Source organism: Neobacillus mesonae (assembly GCF_001636315.1).
In the GTDB taxonomy this organism is placed as follows: Bacteria; Bacillota; Bacilli; order Bacillales; family Cytobacillaceae; genus Neobacillus; species Neobacillus mesonae.
Genome location: NZ_KV440949.1, coordinates 1203 through 24024, shown reverse-complemented (window position 1 = coordinate 24024; position 22822 = coordinate 1203). Strand labels below are relative to the sequence as shown.

General features: G+C 42.6%; 16 protein-coding genes and 1 other annotated feature (1 of these 17 running past the window's edge). Of the genes, 15 read left to right on the top strand and 1 reads right to left on the bottom strand.

Going from position 1 to position 22822, the window contains the following annotated elements:
• Window positions 1-251 precede the first annotated feature (251 nt).
• The gene (locus A6749_RS00085) at window positions 252-626 is read right to left on the bottom strand and encodes a winged helix-turn-helix transcriptional regulator (RefSeq protein WP_066383144.1); all 375 of its coding nucleotides are present in this window, start codon (window positions 624-626) and stop codon (window positions 252-254) included.
• A gap of 277 nt (window positions 627-903) precedes the next feature.
• Here A6749_RS00085 and A6749_RS00080 point away from each other — a divergent pair, with 277 nt between their 5' ends.
• From A6749_RS00080 to A6749_RS00010, 15 genes are all read left to right on the top strand, one after another.
• Window positions 904-2439 carry a CehA/McbA family metallohydrolase domain-containing protein gene (locus A6749_RS00080; protein WP_066383140.1) on the top strand — a complete coding sequence of 512 codons (1536 nt, stop codon included), beginning with the start codon at window positions 904-906 and terminating at the stop codon, window positions 2437-2439.
• A gap of 110 nt (window positions 2440-2549) precedes the next feature.
• Window positions 2550-3605: a HupE/UreJ family protein gene (locus A6749_RS00075; RefSeq protein ID WP_066383139.1), complete on the top strand. Its 1056-nt coding sequence runs from the start codon at window positions 2550-2552 to the stop codon at window positions 3603-3605.
• 343 nt (window positions 3606-3948) lie between these two features.
• Window positions 3949-7005 carry an efflux RND transporter permease subunit gene (locus A6749_RS00070; protein WP_066400543.1) on the top strand — a complete coding sequence of 1019 codons (3057 nt, stop codon included), beginning with the start codon at window positions 3949-3951 and terminating at the stop codon, window positions 7003-7005.
• 220 nt (window positions 7006-7225) lie between these two features.
• Window positions 7226-9241: a helix-turn-helix domain-containing protein gene (locus A6749_RS00065; protein ID WP_066383136.1), complete on the top strand. Its 2016-nt coding sequence runs from the start codon at window positions 7226-7228 to the stop codon at window positions 9239-9241.
• A 291-nt stretch (window positions 9242-9532) separates the two neighbouring features.
• A complete protein-coding gene (locus A6749_RS00060) occupies window positions 9533-11722 on the top strand; it encodes an acetate--CoA ligase family protein (RefSeq protein ID WP_066383135.1) in 2190 nt (729 codons plus the stop codon).
• Window positions 11723-11726: 4 nt separating this feature from the next.
• Entirely contained in the window at window positions 11727-12176 is a 450-nt protein-coding gene (locus A6749_RS00055; protein ID WP_066383129.1) for a MaoC family dehydratase N-terminal domain-containing protein, read from the top strand.
• A gap of 267 nt (window positions 12177-12443) precedes the next feature.
• Complete coding sequence (locus tag A6749_RS00050) at window positions 12444-12872, top strand: MaoC/PaaZ C-terminal domain-containing protein (RefSeq protein WP_066383120.1); 429 nt, start codon at window positions 12444-12446, stop codon at window positions 12870-12872.
• A gap of 284 nt (window positions 12873-13156) precedes the next feature.
• Window positions 13157-14320 (top strand): thiolase C-terminal domain-containing protein, encoded by a 1164-nt coding sequence (locus tag A6749_RS00045; RefSeq protein ID WP_066383114.1) that lies wholly within the window; start codon window positions 13157-13159, stop codon window positions 14318-14320.
• A gap of 11 nt (window positions 14321-14331) precedes the next feature.
• Window positions 14332-14751, top strand: coding sequence for a Zn-ribbon domain-containing OB-fold protein (locus A6749_RS00040; protein WP_066383111.1), 420 nt, complete (start codon window positions 14332-14334; stop codon window positions 14749-14751).
• Window positions 14752-14770: 19 nt separating this feature from the next.
• Window positions 14771-15967: an acyl-CoA dehydrogenase family protein gene (locus A6749_RS00035; protein ID WP_066383108.1), complete on the top strand. Its 1197-nt coding sequence runs from the start codon at window positions 14771-14773 to the stop codon at window positions 15965-15967.
• 22 nt (window positions 15968-15989) lie between these two features.
• Complete coding sequence (locus A6749_RS00030; RefSeq protein WP_066383105.1) at window positions 15990-17123, top strand: acyl-CoA dehydrogenase family protein; 1134 nt, start codon at window positions 15990-15992, stop codon at window positions 17121-17123.
• A gap of 45 nt (window positions 17124-17168) precedes the next feature.
• The gene (locus tag A6749_RS00025) at window positions 17169-18641 is read left to right on the top strand and encodes an aldehyde dehydrogenase family protein (RefSeq protein ID WP_066383098.1); all 1473 of its coding nucleotides are present in this window, start codon (window positions 17169-17171) and stop codon (window positions 18639-18641) included.
• 81 nt (window positions 18642-18722) lie between these two features.
• A complete protein-coding gene (locus tag A6749_RS00020; protein ID WP_066383091.1) occupies window positions 18723-20123 on the top strand; it encodes an MFS transporter in 1401 nt (466 codons plus the stop codon).
• A gap of 317 nt (window positions 20124-20440) precedes the next feature.
• Complete coding sequence (locus A6749_RS00015) at window positions 20441-21220, top strand: YhfC family intramembrane metalloprotease (RefSeq protein ID WP_084797582.1); 780 nt, start codon at window positions 20441-20443, stop codon at window positions 21218-21220.
• Window positions 21221-21366: 146 nt separating this feature from the next.
• Entirely contained in the window at window positions 21367-22008 is a 642-nt protein-coding gene (locus tag A6749_RS00010; protein WP_066383087.1) for a DUF421 domain-containing protein, read from the top strand.
• Window positions 22009-22444: 436 nt separating this feature from the next.
• Window positions 22445-22822 (top strand) — a sequence feature (mutual gap in cmsearch alignment for this rRNA model is longer than 100) (it continues 1018 nt past the right edge of the window).

The following is a 22822-nucleotide window of genomic DNA, read 5'->3' as shown; positions in this document are numbered from 1 at the left end:
TAAGTATTTATCAAAATAGTGAAATATTGCGTAGATGGCAGGGCTTGCACACATATATAGAAAAGGCCGCATATTCTTAAAAGAATGATTGCGCCTTTTCGATTATCTATAGTAAAGTTGACCTATTTGAAGTTGGACCATTAAATTCATATAGTGATTCCGAAAACATATAGTGCTAAAAAAGGTTTTTATTTTAATAATATTAAAAAACCATACACAGATACATTCTGCCTATGGTTTGAGGGAATCCTTCAGTTGGTTGATACTTCAGCTTCTTCTAACATTATATAGTTAGTTTTAATAAAGTCTTTATACTCTATGCCCCATTCATACATTGCTTCAAGAATAGGCATTAACGTTTTTCCTCGATCTGTCAACGAATACTCCACTTTTGGAGGTATAACTGGATATACTTCACGGTGAATGATAAAATCTGATTCAAGCTCGCGAAGCTGATTCACAAGCATTCTCTGGGTAATATTTGGCATAAGTGCCTTCAACTCGTTAAAACGTTTTGTTCCTTCTTTTCCTAAATACCAAAGAATAAGCATTTTCCATTTTCCGCCTATTACCGCTAATGTTAATTCTTTCTCGCAGCTAAAATTCCTATGACAAACATGCCCCATTTTTATTCTCCTCCTTTATTGGTTATTACGGTTACTATTTGACACTATATGAGGTTAAAATAAGTAACTACTAAAAACCATTATACGCAATATACTTATGAACGTACAGTTAGAATGATCGGAATAAATGGAATAATCTAAAAATTACAAATAACAGAAAGGTTATTTAAATAATATTTTTAATTTACATAAAATTAACGGTATATCCATAATGCCCTAATAAAACTAGATTAGTATTTTAACTGTTAGAACAAGTTTATTAGGGGGAGAAGGAAAAATGAAAACTCGTTTTAAGAAGGCAATACCTTTCATCGCAACGACTGTTCTTGCAACAACTGCTCTTACCACCCAAACATTATTTAATGAGGGAGGGAATCAAAAGGCAGATGCACAATTATTATCAAAAGAAGAAGTGAAAAAGAATGGTGCATCTTGGCTTGCAGGTGATCATCACGTACATAGTGAATGGAGCGTTGGCTGGGACAATTCGACCAATCCTCCAGCTCCAATTAGGGGTGGAGACGCGATCTATCCAATCTCCAAAAATGCCGAAAATGGTAAAAAATATGGACTTGATTGGATGATGACAACAGATCATGGAGGTCCTAACCATTCAAAGGTGAACTTAGAACAAGCATATCCTGAGTTATTAAAATCCCGTGCAGCTGTTCCTGAAGTTCTTCAATTCTACGGAATGGAGTTTGACACACCGGCAGCTGACCACAGCACCCTCATGATTCCAAAAGGTGAAAATGAATCACAAGTGCTTTATGATATTGAAAGTAAATTCAATAAACGTGATCCATTTCCAAACGATGGAAGCAGGGATACAGAAGCAACTATGATTGAAGCTCTTAACTATATGAAACAAATGGACGAGCTTCCAATTTCTATCGCACATCATCCATCCCGCTCAGCTACTGGTATTGGTAAATGGGGACAAGATACTCCGCAAGAGTTCCGTAATTGGAACGATACCGCACCTGACATTTCTATTGGTATGGAAGGTGCTCCAGGACACCAGGCGGCTGCTATTAACCGAGATGGCTCTCTTAATCCTAAAGGATCTCGTGGCTCGTATGGAAACGCAAACGCTCCAACAATGGGCGGGTATGACCAAATGACGGCTATCGTTGGTGGTTTATGGGATTCGATGTTAGGTGAAGGAAGACACTGGTGGATTACGGCAACCTCTGATTCTCATGTTAACTGGCGTGATGGTGGAAGTGACTTCTGGCCTGGTGAATATTCTAAAACCTATGTAAAAGCAGAGAAAAATTATAAGGATGTAATGGAAAACCTGCGTAAAGGTAAGGTGTTTGTTACCACGGGTGACCTTATCTCAGAACTTGATGTGAAACTGCAAGCAGGAGGCAAATCACCATTACATGCCGAGGCAAAAGGAAATACTGCAACCATCGGTGAAACACTAACACTACCAGGTAAGAAATCTGATGTCACGGTAACAATTCGAATCAAGGATCCAAACGCTGCGAACGCCCATGGAGATAAGCCAAATGTAAAACGTGTTGACTTAATCATGGGAGAAGTGAATGGAAAAGTGGAAGACCGCTCTTCTGCTTCAAATCCTACAACAAAAGTTGTGAAGCGTTTTACGGAAAACGACTGGAAACAAGATGGTGAATACATCACAATTACGTATACGTTAAAAGATGTGGATAAAGACAGCTACATTCGTTTACGTGGTACGAACACAGACCAATTAGAGCCAGCTCAAGATCCTAAAGGGGAGAACCCATGGAATGATCTTTGGTTCTATTCAAACCCAATTTTCATGAAATCAGATAAATAAATAAGGGAAAGCGGAAGGCTTGACGAGGGGCATGAAACACTCCTCGTCTTTCCGTTATCTTTTGTCGACACATCCTTGAAAGTAAACAAAAGAAATGGACGTGGATTTTAATGAAAAAATTATGGTGCTGTATCCTGCTTATCTTACTTCCATTTGGTTCTATCCTTTCATCCCCAGCCTCTGCTCATACTAATAACAGTGAAGGTTTTTCTAACATTGAGGTCAATGAGAAAACATTAGATTATGAATTAAAGCTAGATTTAGAGGAATTGGGCCATGCCCTTAATAAGGAAACGGATCAAAAACAGTTAATAAATAACAAAGTTATACAAGAATATATCAACTCCCATATAAAACTTTATGCGGACAGCCAGCTTATTGAAGGCATAATCAAAAAAAACGATATAGAGATGATCAAGGAAAGACCATTTGCGGTGATTAACCTAGCGTATAATATAGAACATAAACCTGAAAAATTAGTGGTTGAGTATAATATGTTTATGGATGATTCTGACCCAAGTCATGCGAATTATGCAACAGTTAAATTGAACGGGAAACAACAAGAAAAGATATTAACCTTCGAATCAAGGGAAGTAGAAATTGGAGAAATAAGTTTCCTGCAAAACGTAAAGCAGTTTGTATTTTTAGGATTAGAGCATATTTTTACGGGCTATGATCATATCTTGTTTGTCATTAGTTTGCTTTTTGGCGCCAGGACGATTCGTCACATTCTTTCTTTAGTGACAGCCTTTACGATTGCCCATAGTATCACATTGGCTCTGGCAACTTTCGATATTGTCCAGCTGCCAAGCAGGTTTGTAGAGTCAGCAATCGCCTTAAGCATCATTTACGTTGCCCTTATAAATATATTTAATAAGGACTCGAAACACCAGCCTTGGCTTGCCTTTGGTTTTGGACTTATTCATGGATTCGGTTTTGCAGGAATCCTATCGGAAATGCGATTAGATACCAATCATATGGCGATGTCTCTGCTATCCTTTAATATCGGAATCGAAATGGGTCAGCTATTGATCGTAACCTTGGCTTTTCCCATCATTTTGTGGATAAGAAAATTAAAATATAAACCAATCAAATGGGTCATCCCTAGTACATCAGCTGCGATATTCGCTTTTGGGCTAGTATGGTTTATTCAAAGAGCATTTTGAATGTGAATGCATAATGATTGAACTTTGATTAGCGTGAACGATAAAGTGATCATGTTCCATAACAAATACATTAAGCAATAAAATAAAGAAGCTAAAATATGCAAGTTTTTATGAACTGCTTGCGTATTTTGGCTTTTTTACATTTTTTATGCCTATTTTCACTATTGGAAGTGAGGCTTAGGCATTACACAAAGCTTGTTGGAAAACTTTTCTACGCCTCAGGTCCTAGGAAATTTTACACCAGCCGCCCGAGGCTGAAGACTAGGCGGAAACCCTATAATAAAAAATGGAAATCCAGTTAAAAAGGGGAAAAATTAAACGGTTTACCGGAGGGAGAAAAGTTATGCAATCATGGATCAAATTTTCTTTAAAGAACGCAGGGGTAATTTTTATCGCCATGCTTATGGTGATCGCGGGCGGTATTTATTCCGTCAAAACGATGAAGATGGAGTCGATGCCGAATGTCGATATCCCTTATATAATCGTTCAGGTTCCATATGTTGGAGCTACACCGGAACAAGGATTAGAGGATATAGGGAAACCATTGGAAACGACGCTGTCGGGAATCAAGAAACTGGATAATCTCTATATTGAAGCACACAGCAATGTAGTAGTAGGAATTCTTGAGTTTGACATGAGCAAGGATATGGATGAAGCCGAAAAGGATGTGACGACAGCAGTCGCTTCCATCAAGCTGCCGGAAGGGGCCGAGAAACCACAAATTCTAAAGGACGGTCCTTCTGCGATGCCGGTCTTTCAATTTGCACTTTCATCCGAAACCGCGAGTCAATCCGACCTGACACAATATATCAATGAACACATAAAGCCGGCCTTAGCCAGAATTGACGGTGCAGGGGCGATTGATATTAATGGCGAGACGGAAAAAGAAGTGGCGGTCAAACTGGATCCGAAAAAGATGAAGAAGTTTGGCATTTCTTATGAGACAGTCAAACAAACATTCTTAGCGCATCAATTTTCGTTTCCTGCCGGGCAGGTCAATGTGGATGATAAAACCTTGAACGTCCAGGCAGATTTCAAGCTGGGGTCTGTCCAAGATGTTGAGAATATTCAAATTTTAACGCAAGGACCTGCTGGTGTCATAAATGTGAAGCTGTCGGAGATTGCCGACGTTTCGTATAGCAATAAAAAGGAACAGGTTTACACCCGATTGAATGAGAAGCCGGCTGTCTTGGTGGAAATGAAGGCACAGCCAGGCTCCAATACTGTGGAAGTGGTGAGCCAGGCGAAGGAAGAACTGGACAAATTAGAGCTTCCAGCTGGTTACACCTTAACCAAATTATTTGATACATCCAAAGAAGTAAAAACCTCGGTCGATGGGATGCTTCGTGAGGTATTGCTGGGGACATTGTTTGCGGTTATTGTGACGTTCTTGTTTTTGCGAAATGTAAGGGCAACGATTGTTGCGGTGCTTTCGATTCCATTATCGATTTTGGCCTCAATGGTGACGATGAAATATTTGGACTACAGCTTAAACATGATGACCCTGGCTGGAATTGCCGTCGCCGTCGGGCGGGTGATTGATGACTCAATCGTGGTGATTGAAAATGTCTACCGCCGGACCCTGACAAGTCCAAAACGAGATGAGCGGATGGTACTTACGGCCGCTAAAGAAGTGGGTGGAGCGATTACCTCTTCCACACTGACAACGATTGCCGTGTTCGGACCACTTTCCTTTGTTCCAGGGATTATTGGCCGATTCTTTGCCCCATTTGGCATCACGGTGATTGTGGCGCTCGCCTTTTCATTGATTGTCTCTTTGACAGTCGTGCCATTGTTAGCAAAGATGTTTTTACTGCGGATCAAGCATAAAGAGGTAAAGGAAACTTGGGTTCAAAAAGCCTATAAGAATATTTTGTCTTGGGTATTAACGCGTCGTGCCTTGACGATGGTACTCGCTGCGGTGATGTTTGCCGGGTCGCTTGCCTTGGTTCCGATGATACCAAAGAACTTTTTACCGCAAGAAAAAGCCGTTTCCTACCGGTTAACAGGGGAATTACCTGAGGGCACGTCGCTTACAAAGGCGAATAAACTGGCCCTGAAGGTAGAACAGATTTTAGCTGAAGAAAAACAGATAAAAAATACGCAAACGATTGTGAATGGGGACATCATACGTTTTTCCATCGACTTAAAGGATGATGTAACGAAGGAACAAACGATTGAATTTGAAAAGAGTGTCAGGTCTCAGGTTGAAAAATTAGACGATGGGATGCAGGTCGCCCTTTCTCCTGTCGGGATTGTCGGAACAAGCGGTCTAGCTCTGATTGTTGAGGGGAGCAATGCTGAAAATTTAGAGACCGCCGGGAAGCTGATTGTGGAAAAAATCAAAGATATAGATGGATTGGAAAACGTAGAATCAAACCTTTCTGGAGTGAAGGAACAGCTGCAGCTGTCGATTGATGATCAAAAAGCAGCTGATAAAGGGGTAAGCCCAATCATGGTAGCTAGCTTCGTAAGGGAGTTAATTGCCGGTAATCATGTGGGAGATATGCAAGTGGAAGGGAAGACGACCAGTGTTAATTTAGTATTGAACAGTGGTTCTGGCGACTCTATTAAAGATATACTGAGCCAAAAGATGACCAATCCGATGGGACAGCAAGTGGTTCTTTCCGATGTAGCCACCCTTTCGAAGCAGCCTAGTCCTTCGGCATTGTACCGGTTAAATCAGGAGCAATATGTCCAGGTTACGGGCCGGATTACGACAGATAATACTTCAGGCGTCCAAGCAGAAGTAGATAAGCGGCTTAAGACGTTAGATTTGCCAGATGGGGTCACCTATCATTCAGAGGGCCAGGCACAGGCGATGAATGAAGGTTTCACCAATATGATGATTTCGATGGCAGTTGCCGTAGTGCTTGTGTTTATCGTCATGCTGGTGGCATTTGGAAATATGGTAATGCCGGTTGCCATTTTAACCTCGCTGCCATTCTTGTTCTCTGGCGGATTACTGGGATTATATTTAACTGATCAAGCGCTGGGGATGCCTGCACTGGTAGGGTTCTTGATGTTAATTGGAATAGTAGTAACAAATGCGATTGTGTTAATGGAACGGGTGAAGCAGAATGAGAAGAAGGGCATGGAGATCAAAGCAGCTTTGCTTGAGGCAGGGAAGACACGTCTTCGTCCGATCTTGATGACAGCATTGGCAACGATTGGAGCGCTGCTGCCACTTGCCCTCTCCAGTGATGGGGGATTGATCTCGAGGTCCTTAGCCATTGTGGTTATTTCGGGGCTGCTGACTTCTACTTTGTTAACCTTGGTCATTGTGCCAACGACATATCATATAATGAGATCGATTCAAGGAAGATTTAGCAGCAAGAATAAAGCAGCAGGGTCTGCCGCTGCAAGAAATGTAGCGAACATGACGGGTGTTTTGAAATGATTGATTGATACAAGGGAGAAGTGTTTTTAAAAGCACTTCTTTTTTTTTGGGGGCTGCGCCATTTGTTGGGCTGTGTTCTTATTACGTGAATCGTTTTCTAATATTCCGAAAATATTGAACAATAAAAAATATCGTGATACACTCAATAATATCTACTAGTTTTTGTACTCAACATGACTTATTCTTTCGAAAATAATGTCGATCAGCTGAGGAGGTTATAATGTTAGATCAAAAAGTTGTCGGCCATGATCAAAAGGTTCGAAAAGAAGAGCTTCGATTTGTAAAACAATTAGCAGAAAAGATTGATGACTTCCTTATTCTCTGTATCTATGAACAGGATGATAGAGTAAAAAATGTCAAATCCTTAAAGCTGAACCAGATCCATTCGCTTTCGGATTTGCCCATTTTTACGGACACTTATGGTGCCAACTCTTTTATTATTTGGGAGCGAGTTTATCGAGAGAGTGCACAAATATTTAATAGCCTGCGTTTGATGGCAAGAAACCGGTTAATCGGGCATATTGCCGAAAACATTGTCGCTTACCTTTTTATGAAATATAAAAATTTTTCGACTGCGTTTACCTCTATTTCTCAAGACCAAGAAAAGAAAAAACAGTGCATACAATCTATAGAAGAAATCATAAAAAGCGACACCTTTTTAGTCGATGAGGATGTGTGGAATGATTTTTGTAAATGGTTCCGGATTCATTTGACAGAATGGGTGCTTGAAGAAATGATCGAGTCCATGGGGAACGCTCGTCTAGCCGCTATGGAGAAAAAGGAATTAAATGAACTGTTCTATCAATATATTTCCTCGAATTTAGCAGATAATAAGCAATTTATTGTGAAATTTGCAAGCATTGTAAATAAGTATACCCTGGATTGGCTAGACAAGATTATAACCAGCTTAGATCTAAATGATGGTTCTATGCAGCAAATCGAATCCATATTTGGAATAGCGGGTGATCCAGTCACTTCCACCACTGATTTCCATTTTCCATTAGCCTTAAACAAATATCTATTTGTCATGAATAATGCCCCATACCAAGCAGTTCGTGAAGCGTTGTATCAGAATAACTTTTATCAAATGGAAGAAAAACCTTGGCCAGCTGCTCCGCTTGTGAAAGGCAATGTCGAAGGGGTTCTTGAACTAAGGCCGCTCCTTGTAGACACCTGCAGCCAAACCACCTCTATGATGAAAGAAACATGGGAGGAAGTGAAGGCATTATCTGATCTGGAAGCAGATATATTTGACGCCCTTTGTTCGATTTTTTTATTTAAAGCAAAACATGCGGATGATGTGGTTGAAATTAAGCTGGATGACCTCTTGGCGATTCGCGGCCTAAAGGCAAAATTAAGCGGGGATGGGCGCCGCGGCGGTTACGAGGAGAAACAACGGGCTCAAATCGTACAAGCACTGAAAATCATTCAAAAGCTGTGGATTGATTTGGATAAGACGGTTGTCTATGAAAAAGGAAAGCCCCTAGAGACGAAACTACAAGGACGTGCCTTTCTTTTTGTTGATCAAAACGGGAAAGACCTGCTTATGACGAAAGACGATGCTCCGCAAAAAATAAGCTATAAAGTGGATCAAGTCTTTGCCCGGTACCTCTTCAAAACCGGGAGGCAGGTTGCCCTTCTTCCGTTAAAGGTATTGCAGTATGATCCATATCGTAGAACGTGGGAAAAAAGACTGACAAGATACTTAAGCTGGCGCTGGCGAATTCAAGCGAGAAAAGGGGATTTTTTACAGCCCAATAAGGTAAGTACCTTACTAGAGGCGGCAGGGGTACAAATTAATAAGCGTATACCTTCGCGTACGCGTGAAAGATTAGAAACTGCCCTTGACACCCTGCAGCAAGATGGACTTATCGCTGCGTGGCAATATGAGAAATGGGATGAATCGATAGCTGACCAAAAGGGGTGGGGCCGGATTTGGGTGAATGCCTTAATCATTATTCAACCGCCTGCACTTATTAAAGAACAATATCAATCCATAAAAAGAAGCACCCCGGGGCAAAAGAGGATCCATTCGCCAAAAGAACCAATGGAAAAAATGGATGAACGCCTTGGTATACAAATAAGAGGGATAAGGGAACGATTCCAATTGTCCTTAAATCAAGTGGCGGAAGAGGTGGAGATTTCACCGGCCTATTTAAGTCATATCGAAAGAGGAATAAAAGTCCCTTCGAAAAAAATTCAATTTAAATTAATAACATGGTTGGAACGATTTTAATTACCTAAGGAACCTTATGCCTGCATCAAAATGGCATAAGGTTCTTTTTTTTGCTGAAAAAGTCTATCTTCTCCTATTGTCGAGGAGATCGTGAAGGATTGTCGGGCTAATGGTGTACAGAAAAAAATTTAGAAATTTATTTTTCGCTGGAGAGTTACGGTTTTCCTGTACATTTTTTCTTTTTGTACTCCCTAATAAATTAAATAATATAAGCGGAAATTTTTTCGGAATATTTAAAAATCATCCTGTATGATGACAAATAAGCTCGCAATTTGGAAATGGAGGTAAAACATGAGAAATGAAAGCGTTACCTTATCTAGTTTAGATGCATTATTGTACCCACGTTCTGTCGCTGTGTTAGGAGCATCTCAAAATCCAAATAAGCTCGGGTATATCCAAGTAAAAGCTTTATTGGATGGTGGATTTGCTGGAGAGATCTATCCCATTAATCCAAAGGCGGAAGATATTGCGGGGTTGACCTGTTATCCTTCATTGGCCGATGTTCCTGGACCGATTGATTTGGCCATATTCTGCGTTAGCGCGGAACAAGTACAGAGCAGTCTCCATGATTGTGCCAACAAGAATGTAAAAGGGGCCATTATTTTTGCCTCGGGTTATTCCGAAACCGGTGAGGAAGGGGCACGACAGCAAGCTATGATGGCCGAGATTGCCAAAAAGAATGGCATCCGCTTAATCGGACCTAACTGTGTTGGATTGGTGAATACACTCAATGGTTTAGTCGGTACCTTTTCACCAGCTGTCATGAGCTACCCATTAAAAGACGAACGTTCCGTAGGATATGTATCTCAAAGCGGCGCCTTTGGCGTTCTGACCTATATGGCGGCCGCCCAGCACGGACTGTCATTTAATTATTTTATCACGGTTGGAAATGAAGTGGATACAGAGTTCGCGGATTTCGTCGAATATATGATTCATGATCCGAAGACAAAAGTCATCAGCGGTTATCTAGAGGGGGCCAAGGACCCTGACAGGCTGCGCAACCTAGCTGAGGAAGCCCTGAGCTTAAATAAACCGATTGTTGTCATGAAAACAGGGCGCAGTTCGGCCGGAAGCCGGGCAGCAGCGTCACATACAGGTTCTTTAGCTGGATCCGATCAGCTCTATGATGCCTTTTTTAAACAGACTGGCATTGTTAGAGCAAATGACTATGAAGAAATCATTTCATTCTCGAAGCTGTTCTTATCCGGTAAATTGCCAACCGGAAGAAATACAGTCATTATTACCAGTTCCGGGGGCAGAGGCATCAATGAAGCCGATCGCTGTGAAGCGAATGGTCTCCAAATTATCCCGCTTAGCGAAAAGACAAAAGCAAGGATTAAAGAATCCATTCCACCATTTGCAAGTACAGCCAATCCAATTGATTTAACGGCGGCGGCATCGGTCACGAATCCAGAACTATTTATCGCACCCATGAAGGCACTTTTGGAGGATCCTGAGGTTGATAATATTATTTTCACAGAATTTCCAATGAATTGGGGATCCGATCACCCGCTGCTGCAGGAATTTATTCAGCTATGTAAGGAGTCAGATAAGTTTGTTCTCGTGGCAACCTTCCCATTACAGGGAATGTCGATTCCGAAAGGTGCAGCAGAGATGGAGAAAAACGGGATTCCAGTCATAACGGGTGATTTAAATCCGATTGGGTCGCTAGCCAAGCTGGTGGCCTACAGTGAAAAATACCGTAAAAAAAAATTGACCTCCCATCAGGAGGAGCAAAGAAGAAGCGGCGGCTCGGTAGAATCCAAACAAATCATTCAAAATTTATTAAAGCCGGGGAAGACCCTAAGTGAGTTTGAAGCAGGCCAAGTATTAGCACAATATGGTATTCCCACTGCAAGAAAAGCGCTCGCCGTTACAGTAGAGGAAGCGATTATACAGGCGAATGAAATCGGTTATCCTGTAGTCCTTAAAATTGATTCCAATCAAATTTTGCATAAAACGGAAGCGAACGGCATCAGGCTTAATATCCAGTCGGATGAAGAAGTCAAAAAAGCTTACGCAGATATTCTTCAGTCGGCCAAAATGTATAAACCAGATGCGGTGATTAATGGGGTCACGGTTCACGAAATGCTCCCGAAAGGTACAGAAGTAATTGTTGGTGTTTCAAATGATCCTGTTTTTGGTCCTGTTATCATGTTTGGCCTCGGAGGAATCCTTGTGGAAACGTTTAAAGATATTTCTTTCCGGTTAGCCCCGCTTACAAGGCAGGATGCGATGGAGATGATCGAGGAATTAAAAGCCCGGGCCATTCTGAAAGGCGTGCGCGGACAGGCACCAGCAGATCAAGAGGCGATTATCGATGTTTTGTTACATGTCTCAGACCTGATGATGGATGCTGAAGGGTTGATAGAAGAACTGGATATTAATCCAATCATCGTATATGAAAACGGACTAAAGGCAGCAGATGCCTTAATTGTCAGCAGTTCAGAAGTCCTTGAAAAAACAGAGGTTGGAGGGTAATAGGATGGATTTAGATCAAAGTATCATCGGATTAACGGGACCGGTATTCACGTTCGAGGTCGAAAAAAGACATATTCGTCAATTTGCGGCGGCCATTGGTGATGAGAATCCGCTCTATACAGATGAGGAGTACGCAGCGAAATCCCCTTTTGGCGGGATTATTGCTCCGCCAACTTTTCCGATCGTCATTGGTTCAGAAGGAAATGGGATTTCATTGGATTTAGACCCGAAACGAATGCTTCATGGCGAGCAGGAATTTCTGTATACTCGTCCGATTAGACTGGGCGACCGCCTCGTTTGTCAAATGAAGGTGACAGATTTATATGAGCGGGAAGGAAAAAGCGGCAAGATGCAGTTTTTAGTACTGGATACAGAAATGAAGGATGAAAGCGGCGAGATGGTTGTTGTCAGCAGGATGAATATTATTTATCGGGCAAAACAACTGCAAGTGTAATGTTCATTTTTTAAGGCTCTTTTCTAAAAGTTTGTTGTGATTTTTGTTTCGCCGATAAAATTGAAAATTCGCCGATAAAGTGGTTGAATTCGCCGATAAAATCGAAGTTATCGCCGATAAACTTACGAGAATCGCCGATAAATCATATTAATTAGTTAATATGTGTGATTTCAAACCATATTAAAGTGATTTTTAACAACTTTACGAAAACAGCCTTTTTTAAAAAGCATTCACAGAAATTTTTCCAAAAGGAAAGGAGCGAGGGCCATGCTTAATTATGAAGATTTGCATGAGGGAAAAGAACTGGAGCCATTGGTAAAACCAGCTGTTACCAAGGTACAGTTAGTGAAATATGCAGGAGCGTCCGGTGATTTTAACCCGTTGCACACTGACGATGAATTTGCTCAAAGTATTGGGATGCCAGGGGTGATTGCCCACGGAATGCTCGTGATGGGATTCTTAGGGGAGTATGTGAATCGACTGGCTGGTGTAACAGCGGAGCTAACCAATTTTTGCATGAGATTTGGCGCTATAACAAGACCGGGTGATCAAGTTACGTGTTCTGCCAAGATTACAAATCTTTATGAGGAAGAGGGAAACCAGTTTGCTCGTCTGGAACTGACGGCTGAAAAGGCACCTGGGAAAGTGGTTGGATCTGGTCAAGCTAGTTTGCGATTTTTTAGGCCGTTTTCGTAAACATTCAACCCAAAAAGACTTGATTTCAGTAAAAATTCACACTGCATGAATGGATTTCTGTGTTCTATTAGCGAATTTCAGCATCCTATTAGCGATTTTAAAGGTTCTATTAGCGAAATTTTGGATTTTATTAGCGAAATAGGAGGTTCTATTAGCGAATCAAGAAAGCCGCAATTTTTTAGAAAAGGGCTTTTTTAAAATAATGATTTGGTAAAAGCAGTTAGTGAGTTCCACCCATCAACAGATCTCATTTATAGAGCGTTAAAAGGAAAAGGAGTGTTTGTATGGCTACCATTAAAGATCGCTACGCCATTGTTGGTGTAGGAGAAAGCGTGAGGTCCAAGAATTCCGGGACCACGCCGTTGCACCTGGCATTGGATGCAGCAAGGGCCGCGATTCAAGATGCCGGGCTAGAAGCAAAGGATATCGACGGATTTATGAGCTACAGTGAGAATGACTCGTGTACTTCTCATCAATTGGCCACCTATTTGGGAGTTCGTCCTAAATATGTGAAGGATATTATGGGCGGCGGAAGCAGTACAGAGATGCTGATTGCGGATGCCATTGGGCTCATTGAAACAGGGCAGGTTCAAACCGTTCTCATCTACCGTTCCATGAATGGTCGTTCTGGAGTCAGAATGGGCGGCGGCGGCTGGGATGTCAATATGCTTCAATCCGCTATTGACGGCGGCAGCTTTATTATACCCTATGGTGCTGGTGGTCCTGGACAATGGTTTGGGTTATTTGCCACTCGTCATATGCATGAAACAGGGCTGACGAAAGAACATTTAGGACATGTGTGTGTCAGTTTTTATGAGCATGCTCAACGAAATCCAAAGGCCTATTTTTACGGGAAACCATTAACGATGGAGGAATACTTACAAACACCTGCACTAAGTACCCCATTTAATAAACATGATTTTTGCTTAGAGTCTGACGAAGCCAATGCCATAATTGTGACGTCTGCTGAGCGGGCAAAGGATTGTAAATCAAGGCCGGTGTATATTATGGGGATTGCCGCTAGACAGTGTGTGTCACATTCCCATTATTGGAGCGATTTATCGGAGGTTGCCTCTGACTATGTTGCGGCTGATGTCTATAAGAAAGCTGGTGTAAAGCCGTCGGATCTGCACGTTGCATCTATTTATGATTGTTATTCTTGGGTTGTGTTACGGCAGCTGGAGGCATACGGGATTGCCCCGCGTGGTGAAGTTGGGGACTTCGTTGCCCAAGGAAACCTGCGGATGGGCGGAAAACTGCCGAGCAATACGGCCGGCGGAATGTTGTCAGAAGGGTATACGCACGGGATGAATAATGTACTCGAAATTGTCCGTCAAATCCGTCATGACTATAAAGGGACAAACCGTCAAGTAGAAAATTGTGAAATTGGGCTGTGTACCGGCTGGGCGGGCCCGGATATTGCAGGAGCTATGATTCTACGAAACTAGGAGGGAAATCGATGGGATATCAAAAACCAATACCATTAAAAACGCAGGATAATCAGCCATATTGGGACGCGGCGGATCGTCATGAACTCGTCATCCAAAAATGTGAAAGTTGTCAGAGCTATTCACATCCACCTGGCCCGGCCTGTGCCAAATGCGGCAGCACTGAGATAAGCTGGCAAAACCTTGGCAGTGAGATAAACGGAACGGTTTACTCGTATGTCACTTCATACCGTCCATTTCTTCCAGGGTTTCAGGATGACCTGCCGCTTACGATTGCTATTGTGGAGCTTGAAAAGACTCCAACCGTACGAATTATTGGCAATATATTAGACTGTGCCCCGGAGGATGTCAAAATCGGCATGCCGGTAAAGATGACCTGGCAGAAAATCACCGAAGAACGGTCTCTGCCACAATGGATCCCTGTATCGTAACTACAAAGGAGGAAGGAAAATGGATTTTTCTTTTACAAAAAAAGAAGAGGCCTTTCGCGAGGAACTTCGAACATGGCTCGAAGCCCATTTGCCGGCTGGGTGGCTGGAAGGAAATCGACAGCTGCCGGAGGATTTGAATGAGTATTCTGCTTTCCTAAGAAACTGGCAAAGGGAATTATATGAAGGCGGCTGGGCAGCAATTGCTTGGCCGGAAAAATATGGCGGCAGGAACGCCACATTAATGGAAGAGATTATCTATCAGCAGGAAATGGTACGGGTAAAGGCTCCGCCGCTTGTTAATTATGTAGGGATTCATATGGTCGCCCCAACGCTTATGCAAATCGGAACGGAAGCCCAAAAGGATGCATATATTCACAAAATCTTAACAGGTGAAGAGGTATGGTGTCAGGGTTACTCAGAACCGAATGCAGGCTCTGATCTTACAGCGATTCAGACCACGGCCATCAAAGAGGGAGACAAATGGGTGATTAACGGCCAGAAGGTCTGGACGAGTTTTGGGCATCTGGCTGACCGCTGTTTCCTGCTGGCTCGAACAAGCAAAGGAGAGAAGAAGCATAAAGGAATCACCGTTTTTCTTTTAGATATGAAACAGCCTGGCGTGGAGACACGGCCGATTATTCAGATGGATGGCAAACATGATTTTAATGAAGTGTATTTAACGGATGCCATTGCCTATGATGCTGATATTGTCGGGGAAGTCGATGAGGGCTGGAGGGTAATGATTGCCTTATTGATGCACGAACGGACGGGGATTGGCGGGCAAGTATTTACTCTTGAGCAGCAATTTGCCGATTTAGTTGTGTTAACAAAAGAACTACAGGAAGAGGGGCGTCCTTTACTAAAACAGCCATTTGTCCGCAAAACAATGGTCGATCTTTATGCACGGACTCGCGGGTCTCTCTTAAATTATTATCGCAACTTAACAAAAACGTTGAAAAACGGCCAGCCCGGGGCAGAGGGCTCTATGGATAAATTGATTGTCAGCGAATTGACAAAGGATTTGTTCGCCCAGTCGATTTCCATTCAAGGACACCGAGGACTTTTGTGGCAAGAGGATGCCATTTATGGTGATTCGTATTGGCAGGAAAACTATTTGTATTCATTCGGAATGACCATTGGCGGGGGAACGAGTGAGGTTCAGCGGAATACAATCGCAGAACGAATTCTGGGGCTGCCAAAAGATATGGGACGATAGAAAAAAGTGGAGGTGACAAGGAATGGACTTTTCATTAAGTGAAGAGCAAGTAATGTTTGGAAATTACGTGCGGAAATATTTAGCCGACAAGGGTGAAACGAAAATTGCCCGCGATTTTATAAAGGGTGATACAGAGCACTATCAATCTATTTTTTCAGGTTTAGTCGAATTAGGCTGTACGGCTATTACTGTTCCAGAAGAGTATGGGGGAATGGGACTGGGGGCATTGGATCTTGTTCCGGTCCTCGAAGAAATGGGCCGCAATGTCCTGCCTGGATTGTTTGTTGAAACCAATGCCTTTGCGGTGCCTATTCTTGAAAAGTTTGGAACAGAAGAACAGAAACAAAAATATCTTCCTGGGATTGCTGAAGGAACGCAAACCTTCTCTATTGCCTGGCTGGAGCCTGGAGGGAGCTACAAACCTTCGGATATTCATATGACGGCCACGATAGAAGGCGAAGACATTCTTTTAAATGGTACGAAATCATTAGTTCCAGACGCAAGATTGGCCAGCAGCTTGATCGTACCTGTTCGGACTGGCGAGGAAGAGGGGGAAACCGGAATTTCTCTCGTCATCCTTGATTTATCCGAACAAACCCAGTTGCGGAGCCAAAAGAATATCGATGAATCTAGGCATTTGGCGGAACTAACCTTGAAGGATGTGAGAATTGAAAAAGGGCAGTTATTAGGTCCATTGCATCAGGGCTGGGAGGTGCTAGAGGAAGGATTGCTCTCAGTAAATGCGGCACTTGCCTCCATCATGGTTGGCGGGATGGATAAAATCGTCGAAATGGCAGCGGAATATGCAAAAATTCGGGTCCAGTTTGGCCAGCCGATTGGCAGGTTTCAGGCGATAAAACACCGGATTGCGGATATGAAAGTAGATCTTGAGACAGCTAGATCCCTTGCCTACTATGCCAATTGGGCACTAGAGACAGGGGCAGATGACCGGGTGCAGGCTATTTACTCTGCCCGTCTGTTCGCTGCTGAAGCTTTTAACAGAGCTGCCGGTCATAATGTCCAAATTCATGGCGGGATTGGGTTCACAGAGGAATTGGACTGTCACCTGTTTGTCAAACGCGCCCGTTTTTATGAAAACTACCTTGGAAGCAGTCATGATTATTATGAAAAAGCAGCGGCGGGTTTGGGCTGGTAAAGGAAAAGGCCCCTGCTTCTAGCTGTACGATAAGGAGGGAAACGATTGGAAACGGTTAGTTCGATTCGTGAGTTTCATAATGTTTTGAATGGAGAACTCGTACCTGCCTCGTCCGGAAGAAGAATAGATAGTATCAATCCGGCAAATGGGGAGGTCTGGGCAAGGGTTCCTGGCAGTACGGCAGAGGATGCTGAAAACGCAGTTGCTGCAGCGAAACAGGCCTTTCCTAAGTGGGCCAGGTATTCGGCAATGGAACGGGCCGCTTTTTTAAGACAAATAGGCGATCTTATTGCCCAGCATGGAGAAGAGTTAGCCATGCTAGAGACGAACGATTGTGGCTGGGTAATCCGTGAAACGAGTTACGGGTTAATCCCTACTTTGACAAGTATTTGGTATGATGCGGCAGGAGCTGCATCTGTAGCAAGCAGGGGAGAAACGATCCAACTAAGTCCCACCAGCTTCGGATATACATTGCGTGAACCTTTAGGGGTGGTTGTCGGAATTCTGCCATGGAACGCACCGCTCTTTACCTTTACGATCAAAGCGGCTTATGCACTTGCAGCAGGTAATGCGGTGATTATCAAACCATCGGAATTTGCTTCTGTTTCCAGCTTACGATACGGGGAACTATTGAATACCATTCTTCCTCCGGGAATTGTAAATGTCGTCTCCGGTGATAGGGAAGTGGGAGAAGCTCTGGTAAGCCACAGGGAGGTAAACCGGGTTACATTAACTGGATCTGGGAACACCGCAAAGGCAATCGTCCGTTCTACAGCACAGGCACCAAAACCGCTTACGTTTGAGTTAGGCGGCAAGTCCCCAAACATTGTTTTTGCGGACGCAAACCTTGAAAAAGCGGTGGAAGGAGTAACCACCAATGGGATTTTTACTGGGAATGCCGGCCAAATTTGTGTAGGCGGTTCAAGGATCCTCATTCAACGGCCCATTTTTGAAGAAATGATTTCGTTAATGAAAGAAAAAATGAAAGAGGACCTAAGGCTTGGAGATCCACTGGATCCATCTACCACCATGGGTCCCATCGCGAATGAAGTTCAATATAACAAAGTACGGAATTTTATTGAAATAGGTGTACATGAAGGGGGAACCATCCTCACCGGCGGTCGTTCTGGTGAAGAGGCGCTTTCAGTAAAGGATGCTAGATTTTCTAACGGTTATTGGGTGGAGCCGACCTTGATTCAGGTTCAGCGGAATTCCCTTCGGATTTGCCAAGAGGAGATATTTGGCCCCGTTGCGACAGTCATGTCATTCGATACTGAGGAGGAAGCATTGGAAATCGCGAATGATACAAGCTTTGGTCTTGGAGCCGGTGTTTGGACAACGAATTTGGCCTGTGCCCAGCGAATGATAAAAAATCTGCAATCTGGAAATGTATGGGTGAATACGTATCGCCGGGTCGGCCCTGAATTGCCGTTTGGCGGTGTAAAGGAAAGCGGCTTTGGCAGGGATTCTATCTTAGAGAACACACAAGAAAAAACCTGTGTAATTGAGGAAGGATAATGACGGGGACAACGTTTGAGTTGTCCCTTTTTTAAAAGAATACGAAATGGTCCTAAAGAGGACAAACGAGGGGGAAAAGGAATGGAAGAAAAGGTCATTAGAAAATCGTTTCATATTTTATGTCTGGGCATTCTACTTGTTGTTTTTGCTGAGGCTACACATATTCCCGCCTATCCGAAGATGCTGGAGCATTTTCAGTTAGGTGCCGGATATTCCGTTTATATGCAATTAGGTTTTGCTTTAGGTCTTACAGGATTCCAGCCATTAATGGGATGGCTGTCCGATTCCTTTGGACAAAAAATTGTCATTTTGATCGGAGCTGTCCTTCTTGCTATTGGCTCTCTATTCATTGCCCTCGCCACAACCTTTTGGGTTTTGGTCCTCGGCCTCTTCTTAAAAGGCTTTTCTGGAGCTGCAGTCATACCGGCTGGTGTAGCCTTTGTAGGAAAATATTTTTCCAAGGAACAACAAGGGAAAATGATGGGCATCTATGGATTCTATACCGTAATCGGCGGCTTAGCGGGACCGATTGTAAGCGGTATCCTTATAGACCGTTTCGGTTGGAATGCGATCTTTTTCCTTTGCAGTATGTTAGGCGTTATAGCCATCTTGCTATTTGCGTTCGGGGTTCCGCATGCTAAAGGCGTGAAATCCACCTCATTTGACTTCTTGGGTGTACTCTTCGTGTTTTTATTACTAGGCGGCCTTTTGACTGTTCCTACCTTCATAAATCATTATGGTGTCCATTCTTGGATGTGGGCTCCAGCTTTTGCGGTTTCCGTCGTATCGTTCCTCTTATTATTAGTAGTTGAAAAAAGGCATAAAAAGCCTTTGCTCGATATCCAGTATGCTAAGACGCGCACCTTTTGGGTCCCATCTGCTATTGCGGTGATCCTGTATATGTCCTTTAGCAGTGTCATGTATGTGTTAACCTTCTTTGTTCAAAGTGTTCAAGGGAAGCCCTCTACAATTGTTGGGCTGCTACAATTTCCACTCTTTTTAACAATGGCATTAGCGAATATCATTAGCGGCAGATTAATGGCTACATTCACTGCCCGCCGTTTGATTGGAGTTAGTATTGGGCTGTTAGTTGCCGGTGTAGGGATGTTATCTATGGCAAGAATCGATACTTCGTTTATCTATTTATTTATTGCGATGAGTTTCATTGGTACCTCCATTGGAACAGTCGGTCCAGTCGTCAAGTCGGTGATTGTGTCGAAAGCAGCTCCTTCACGTCTGGGAGTCATTTCCTTCACCTATATTACGATTGAGAATGTCGCTTCCCGTGTTGGTGCCTCCTTTGCCCTTGTTACATTTGCTATATTCACAGCAGGTGGAAATGCTGCAGGTGCACTTTCTAGTACCGCTATATTATTAACGATCTTTACCGCGGTTTCATTTTTGTTCTTACTACTGCTTCCAAAAAATCATCGTGAACAACCTTCAGCTTTAACTGAAGAGACAGAAACGATTTCATTATAGTTTAAGGCACGGAGTATAATGGGAGTCGAATGAGAAAGAAACAAAGCAGATGACTAAGAGAAAAGGTCATCTGCTTTTTTGTATATAAAAAATATCAAATATTACTTGGTATTTTTTCTTGTTTTAAACAAGTTTTTATCTTTTGCCAATAAGATAAAAGTAGGTGAAAGAACTTAGCACAAGGGGCAAAACCGTTTTTTGTGTAAATTGTTTGGAAGATGAATAATTTTTTAACAAGGGACTATTGACCTATAACTATTATCGATTTAATATTTTTATTGTTTATAAAATTGCAACACATCAAAAGGGGGAGTTGGATGGTAAGCACCGCCACAATCGTTTCAATGTTTATACCCATTATTTTTTCGTTTGCGCTTTTTGTTGGATTGATTTTGTTTTACCGAAAAAGAACGGGTATCGCAGTAAAGCCGCTCATTCTGGGCGCAGTTGGATTCATAGTTTTTACACAGATATTAGAAAAAGTTTTACATTTTGTTGTAGTGGTCAATTTCCCGAATTATGCCGATCACCCATGGCTATTTGGTTTATACGGGGCAATGGCTGCAGGAATCTTTGAAGAGTTTGGACGGTTCCTATTATTTATCTGGCTGCTTAAAAAGTTCCATGACTATAAAGGCGGTATCTCCTTTGGCGTCGGCTGGGGCGGAATTGAAGCCATTCTATTAATGCTGATGATGATTGTGCCAAACATTTTGTTCGCCGTCATGATTAATAGCGGTACCTTGGAGACGGAAATGGCAGGGAAAATGCCGGCCGATCAGCTGACAGCGATAAAAGATACGGTGTTAAGCCAGGGGGTTTCCTACTATTTATTAGGAACTGTCGAGCGGTTCTTTGCGGTGTTCATTCAAATTGCGTTAAGCCTTCTCGTACTGACGGGTGTTGTGAAAAAGAAATTTTCCTTTGTTATCTTGGCAGTGATGATACATGCCGTAATCGATTTCCCATTCATCTTTGTCCAAACAGGCTACCTAAAATTATGGATGGTTGAGCCGTATCTAGTGGTTGTAGGAATACTCTGTATGCTTTACATTAAAAGGGCAAGAAATGTCCTGCCAGACACTTCCCCTAATTAAAAAAATATAGTGTGACGTACAAAAGTGTCAGGCACCAACCGGAATTAAATTTGGAAGGTGCCTGGCACTTTTTCTGTTGTATGGTGTATTTCTGCTATAACAGGAAAAAGTAAGGATAACTTTTTCAAATGAATGGTGGTTATACAATGGAATGGAGCTATATATGGAAAGCGGTATTAATTGTACTGGCGGGGACGCTGCTGTTACGAATTTCAGGACGGAAGACCATTTCGCAGATGACTTTAGCCGAAACAGTCATAATGATTTCTATTGGGACATTACTTGTTCAGCCTATTGCCGGTAAAAGTGTATGGACAAGCTTTATGGTGGGAGTGGTGTTGGTGGGAACTCTTTTAGTACTAGAAGTCGTTCAATTGAAATCAGACCGTATGGAAAAAATACTTACCGGCCAAGCGAAAATCGTGATTGAAAACGGAAAATTAAATGAGAAAAATTTGAAAAAGCTTCGTTTAACCGTCGATCAGCTCGAAATGCGGCTAAGACAAAAAAGTATCTCAAGAATAAGTGATGTAAAATGGGCCACACTCGAACCAAATGGCCAGATTGGCTTTGAATTGAAGGAGGAAGCTCAGCCGGTGACGAAAAAGGATTTCGAAGAATTCAAACAAACAATTGTCACCTTATTGCCCAGTAATACACAGCTTGCACATATTGATGAATTATTGTCACGAGTGAATAGCCAATTCGATTACGAATCCAAAGAGGATCTTTTTCAGGAGGTACAGAATCAAGATCACAAAATCCCGCCCCCGAAACATTTACAGTAATGAACAAAACGGGATATGTATTGAGGGTGGGATAAATAATTAAAAAAATTTCATATTGAACTTTGTTAATGAAGCTGGTATTATGGGAATCGTTCTCTTCAGAACAGATCAATACTATATGATTGTTTTCAGATAATAAATACTTGTTATTTAGAAAAACTTTCTATTGCATAGCAACATAAAAGATGTTACGATGTAAAAGTCGCTTCAAAAACAACTTAGAAAATGTAAATTCAATTGTTTTCAATTGGAAATAATTGATGGTTGTAAGAATGAAAGAAAGATGTTATGATTTTCTTTGTCGCTTTTTAAGCAAGCAATAATTTGTTCTTTGAAAACTAAACAAACAAAAACGTCAACAAACAATAAACATCGAATTTCTTCTATAATATATAGAGGGATTCGAGCCAACGTAAAATTTATGAGCTAATCAACTTTCTTGGAGAGTTTGATCCTGGCTCAGGACGAACGCTGGCGGCGTGCCTAATACATGCAAGTCGAGCGAACTTGCGGGAGCTTGCTCCCAAAAGTTAGCGGCGGACGGGTGAGTAACACGTGGGCAACCTGCCTGTAAGACTGGGATAACTTCGGGAAACCGGAGCTAATACCGGATAATTCTTATCAACACATGTTGGTAAGCTGAAAGTCGGTTTCGGCTGGCACTTACAGATGGGCCCGCGGCGCATTAGCTAGTTGGTGAGGTAACGGCTCACCAAGGCAACGATGCGTAGCCGACCTGAGAGGGTGATCGGCCACACTGGGACTGAGACACGGCCCAGACTCCTACGGGAGGCAGCAGTAGGGAATCCGTCAC

What these genes read in the sequence shown, in the direction of transcription:
- A6749_RS00075 (WP_066383139.1), top strand. Translation starts at nt 2,550, where the DNA reads ATGAAAAAATTATGGTGCTGTATCCTGCTTATCTTACTTCCATTTGGT.
- A6749_RS00065 (WP_066383136.1), top strand. Translation starts at nt 7,226, where the DNA reads ATGTTAGATCAAAAAGTTGTCGGCCATGATCAAAAGGTTCGAAAAGAA.
- A6749_RS00045 (WP_066383114.1), top strand. Translation starts at nt 13,157, where the DNA reads ATGGCTACCATTAAAGATCGCTACGCCATTGTTGGTGTAGGAGAAAGC.
- A6749_RS00030 (WP_066383105.1), top strand. Translation starts at nt 15,990, where the DNA reads ATGGACTTTTCATTAAGTGAAGAGCAAGTAATGTTTGGAAATTACGTG.
- A6749_RS00035 (WP_066383108.1), top strand. Translation starts at nt 14,771, where the DNA reads ATGGATTTTTCTTTTACAAAAAAAGAAGAGGCCTTTCGCGAGGAACTT.
- A6749_RS00085 (WP_066383144.1), bottom strand. Translation starts at nt 626, where the DNA reads ATGGGGCATGTTTGTCATAGGAATTTTAGCTGCGAGAAAGAATTAACA.
- A6749_RS00050 (WP_066383120.1), top strand. Translation starts at nt 12,444, where the DNA reads ATGCTTAATTATGAAGATTTGCATGAGGGAAAAGAACTGGAGCCATTG.
- A6749_RS00080 (WP_066383140.1), top strand. Translation starts at nt 904, where the DNA reads ATGAAAACTCGTTTTAAGAAGGCAATACCTTTCATCGCAACGACTGTT.
- A6749_RS00015 (WP_084797582.1), top strand. Translation starts at nt 20,441, where the DNA reads ATGGTAAGCACCGCCACAATCGTTTCAATGTTTATACCCATTATTTTT.
- A6749_RS00040 (WP_066383111.1), top strand. Translation starts at nt 14,332, where the DNA reads ATGGGATATCAAAAACCAATACCATTAAAAACGCAGGATAATCAGCCA.
- A6749_RS00010 (WP_066383087.1), top strand. Translation starts at nt 21,367, where the DNA reads ATGGAATGGAGCTATATATGGAAAGCGGTATTAATTGTACTGGCGGGG.
- A6749_RS00055 (WP_066383129.1), top strand. Translation starts at nt 11,727, where the DNA reads ATGGATTTAGATCAAAGTATCATCGGATTAACGGGACCGGTATTCACG.
- A6749_RS00020 (WP_066383091.1), top strand. Translation starts at nt 18,723, where the DNA reads ATGGAAGAAAAGGTCATTAGAAAATCGTTTCATATTTTATGTCTGGGC.
- A6749_RS00070 (WP_066400543.1), top strand. Translation starts at nt 3,949, where the DNA reads ATGCAATCATGGATCAAATTTTCTTTAAAGAACGCAGGGGTAATTTTT.
- A6749_RS00060 (WP_066383135.1), top strand. Translation starts at nt 9,533, where the DNA reads ATGAGAAATGAAAGCGTTACCTTATCTAGTTTAGATGCATTATTGTAC.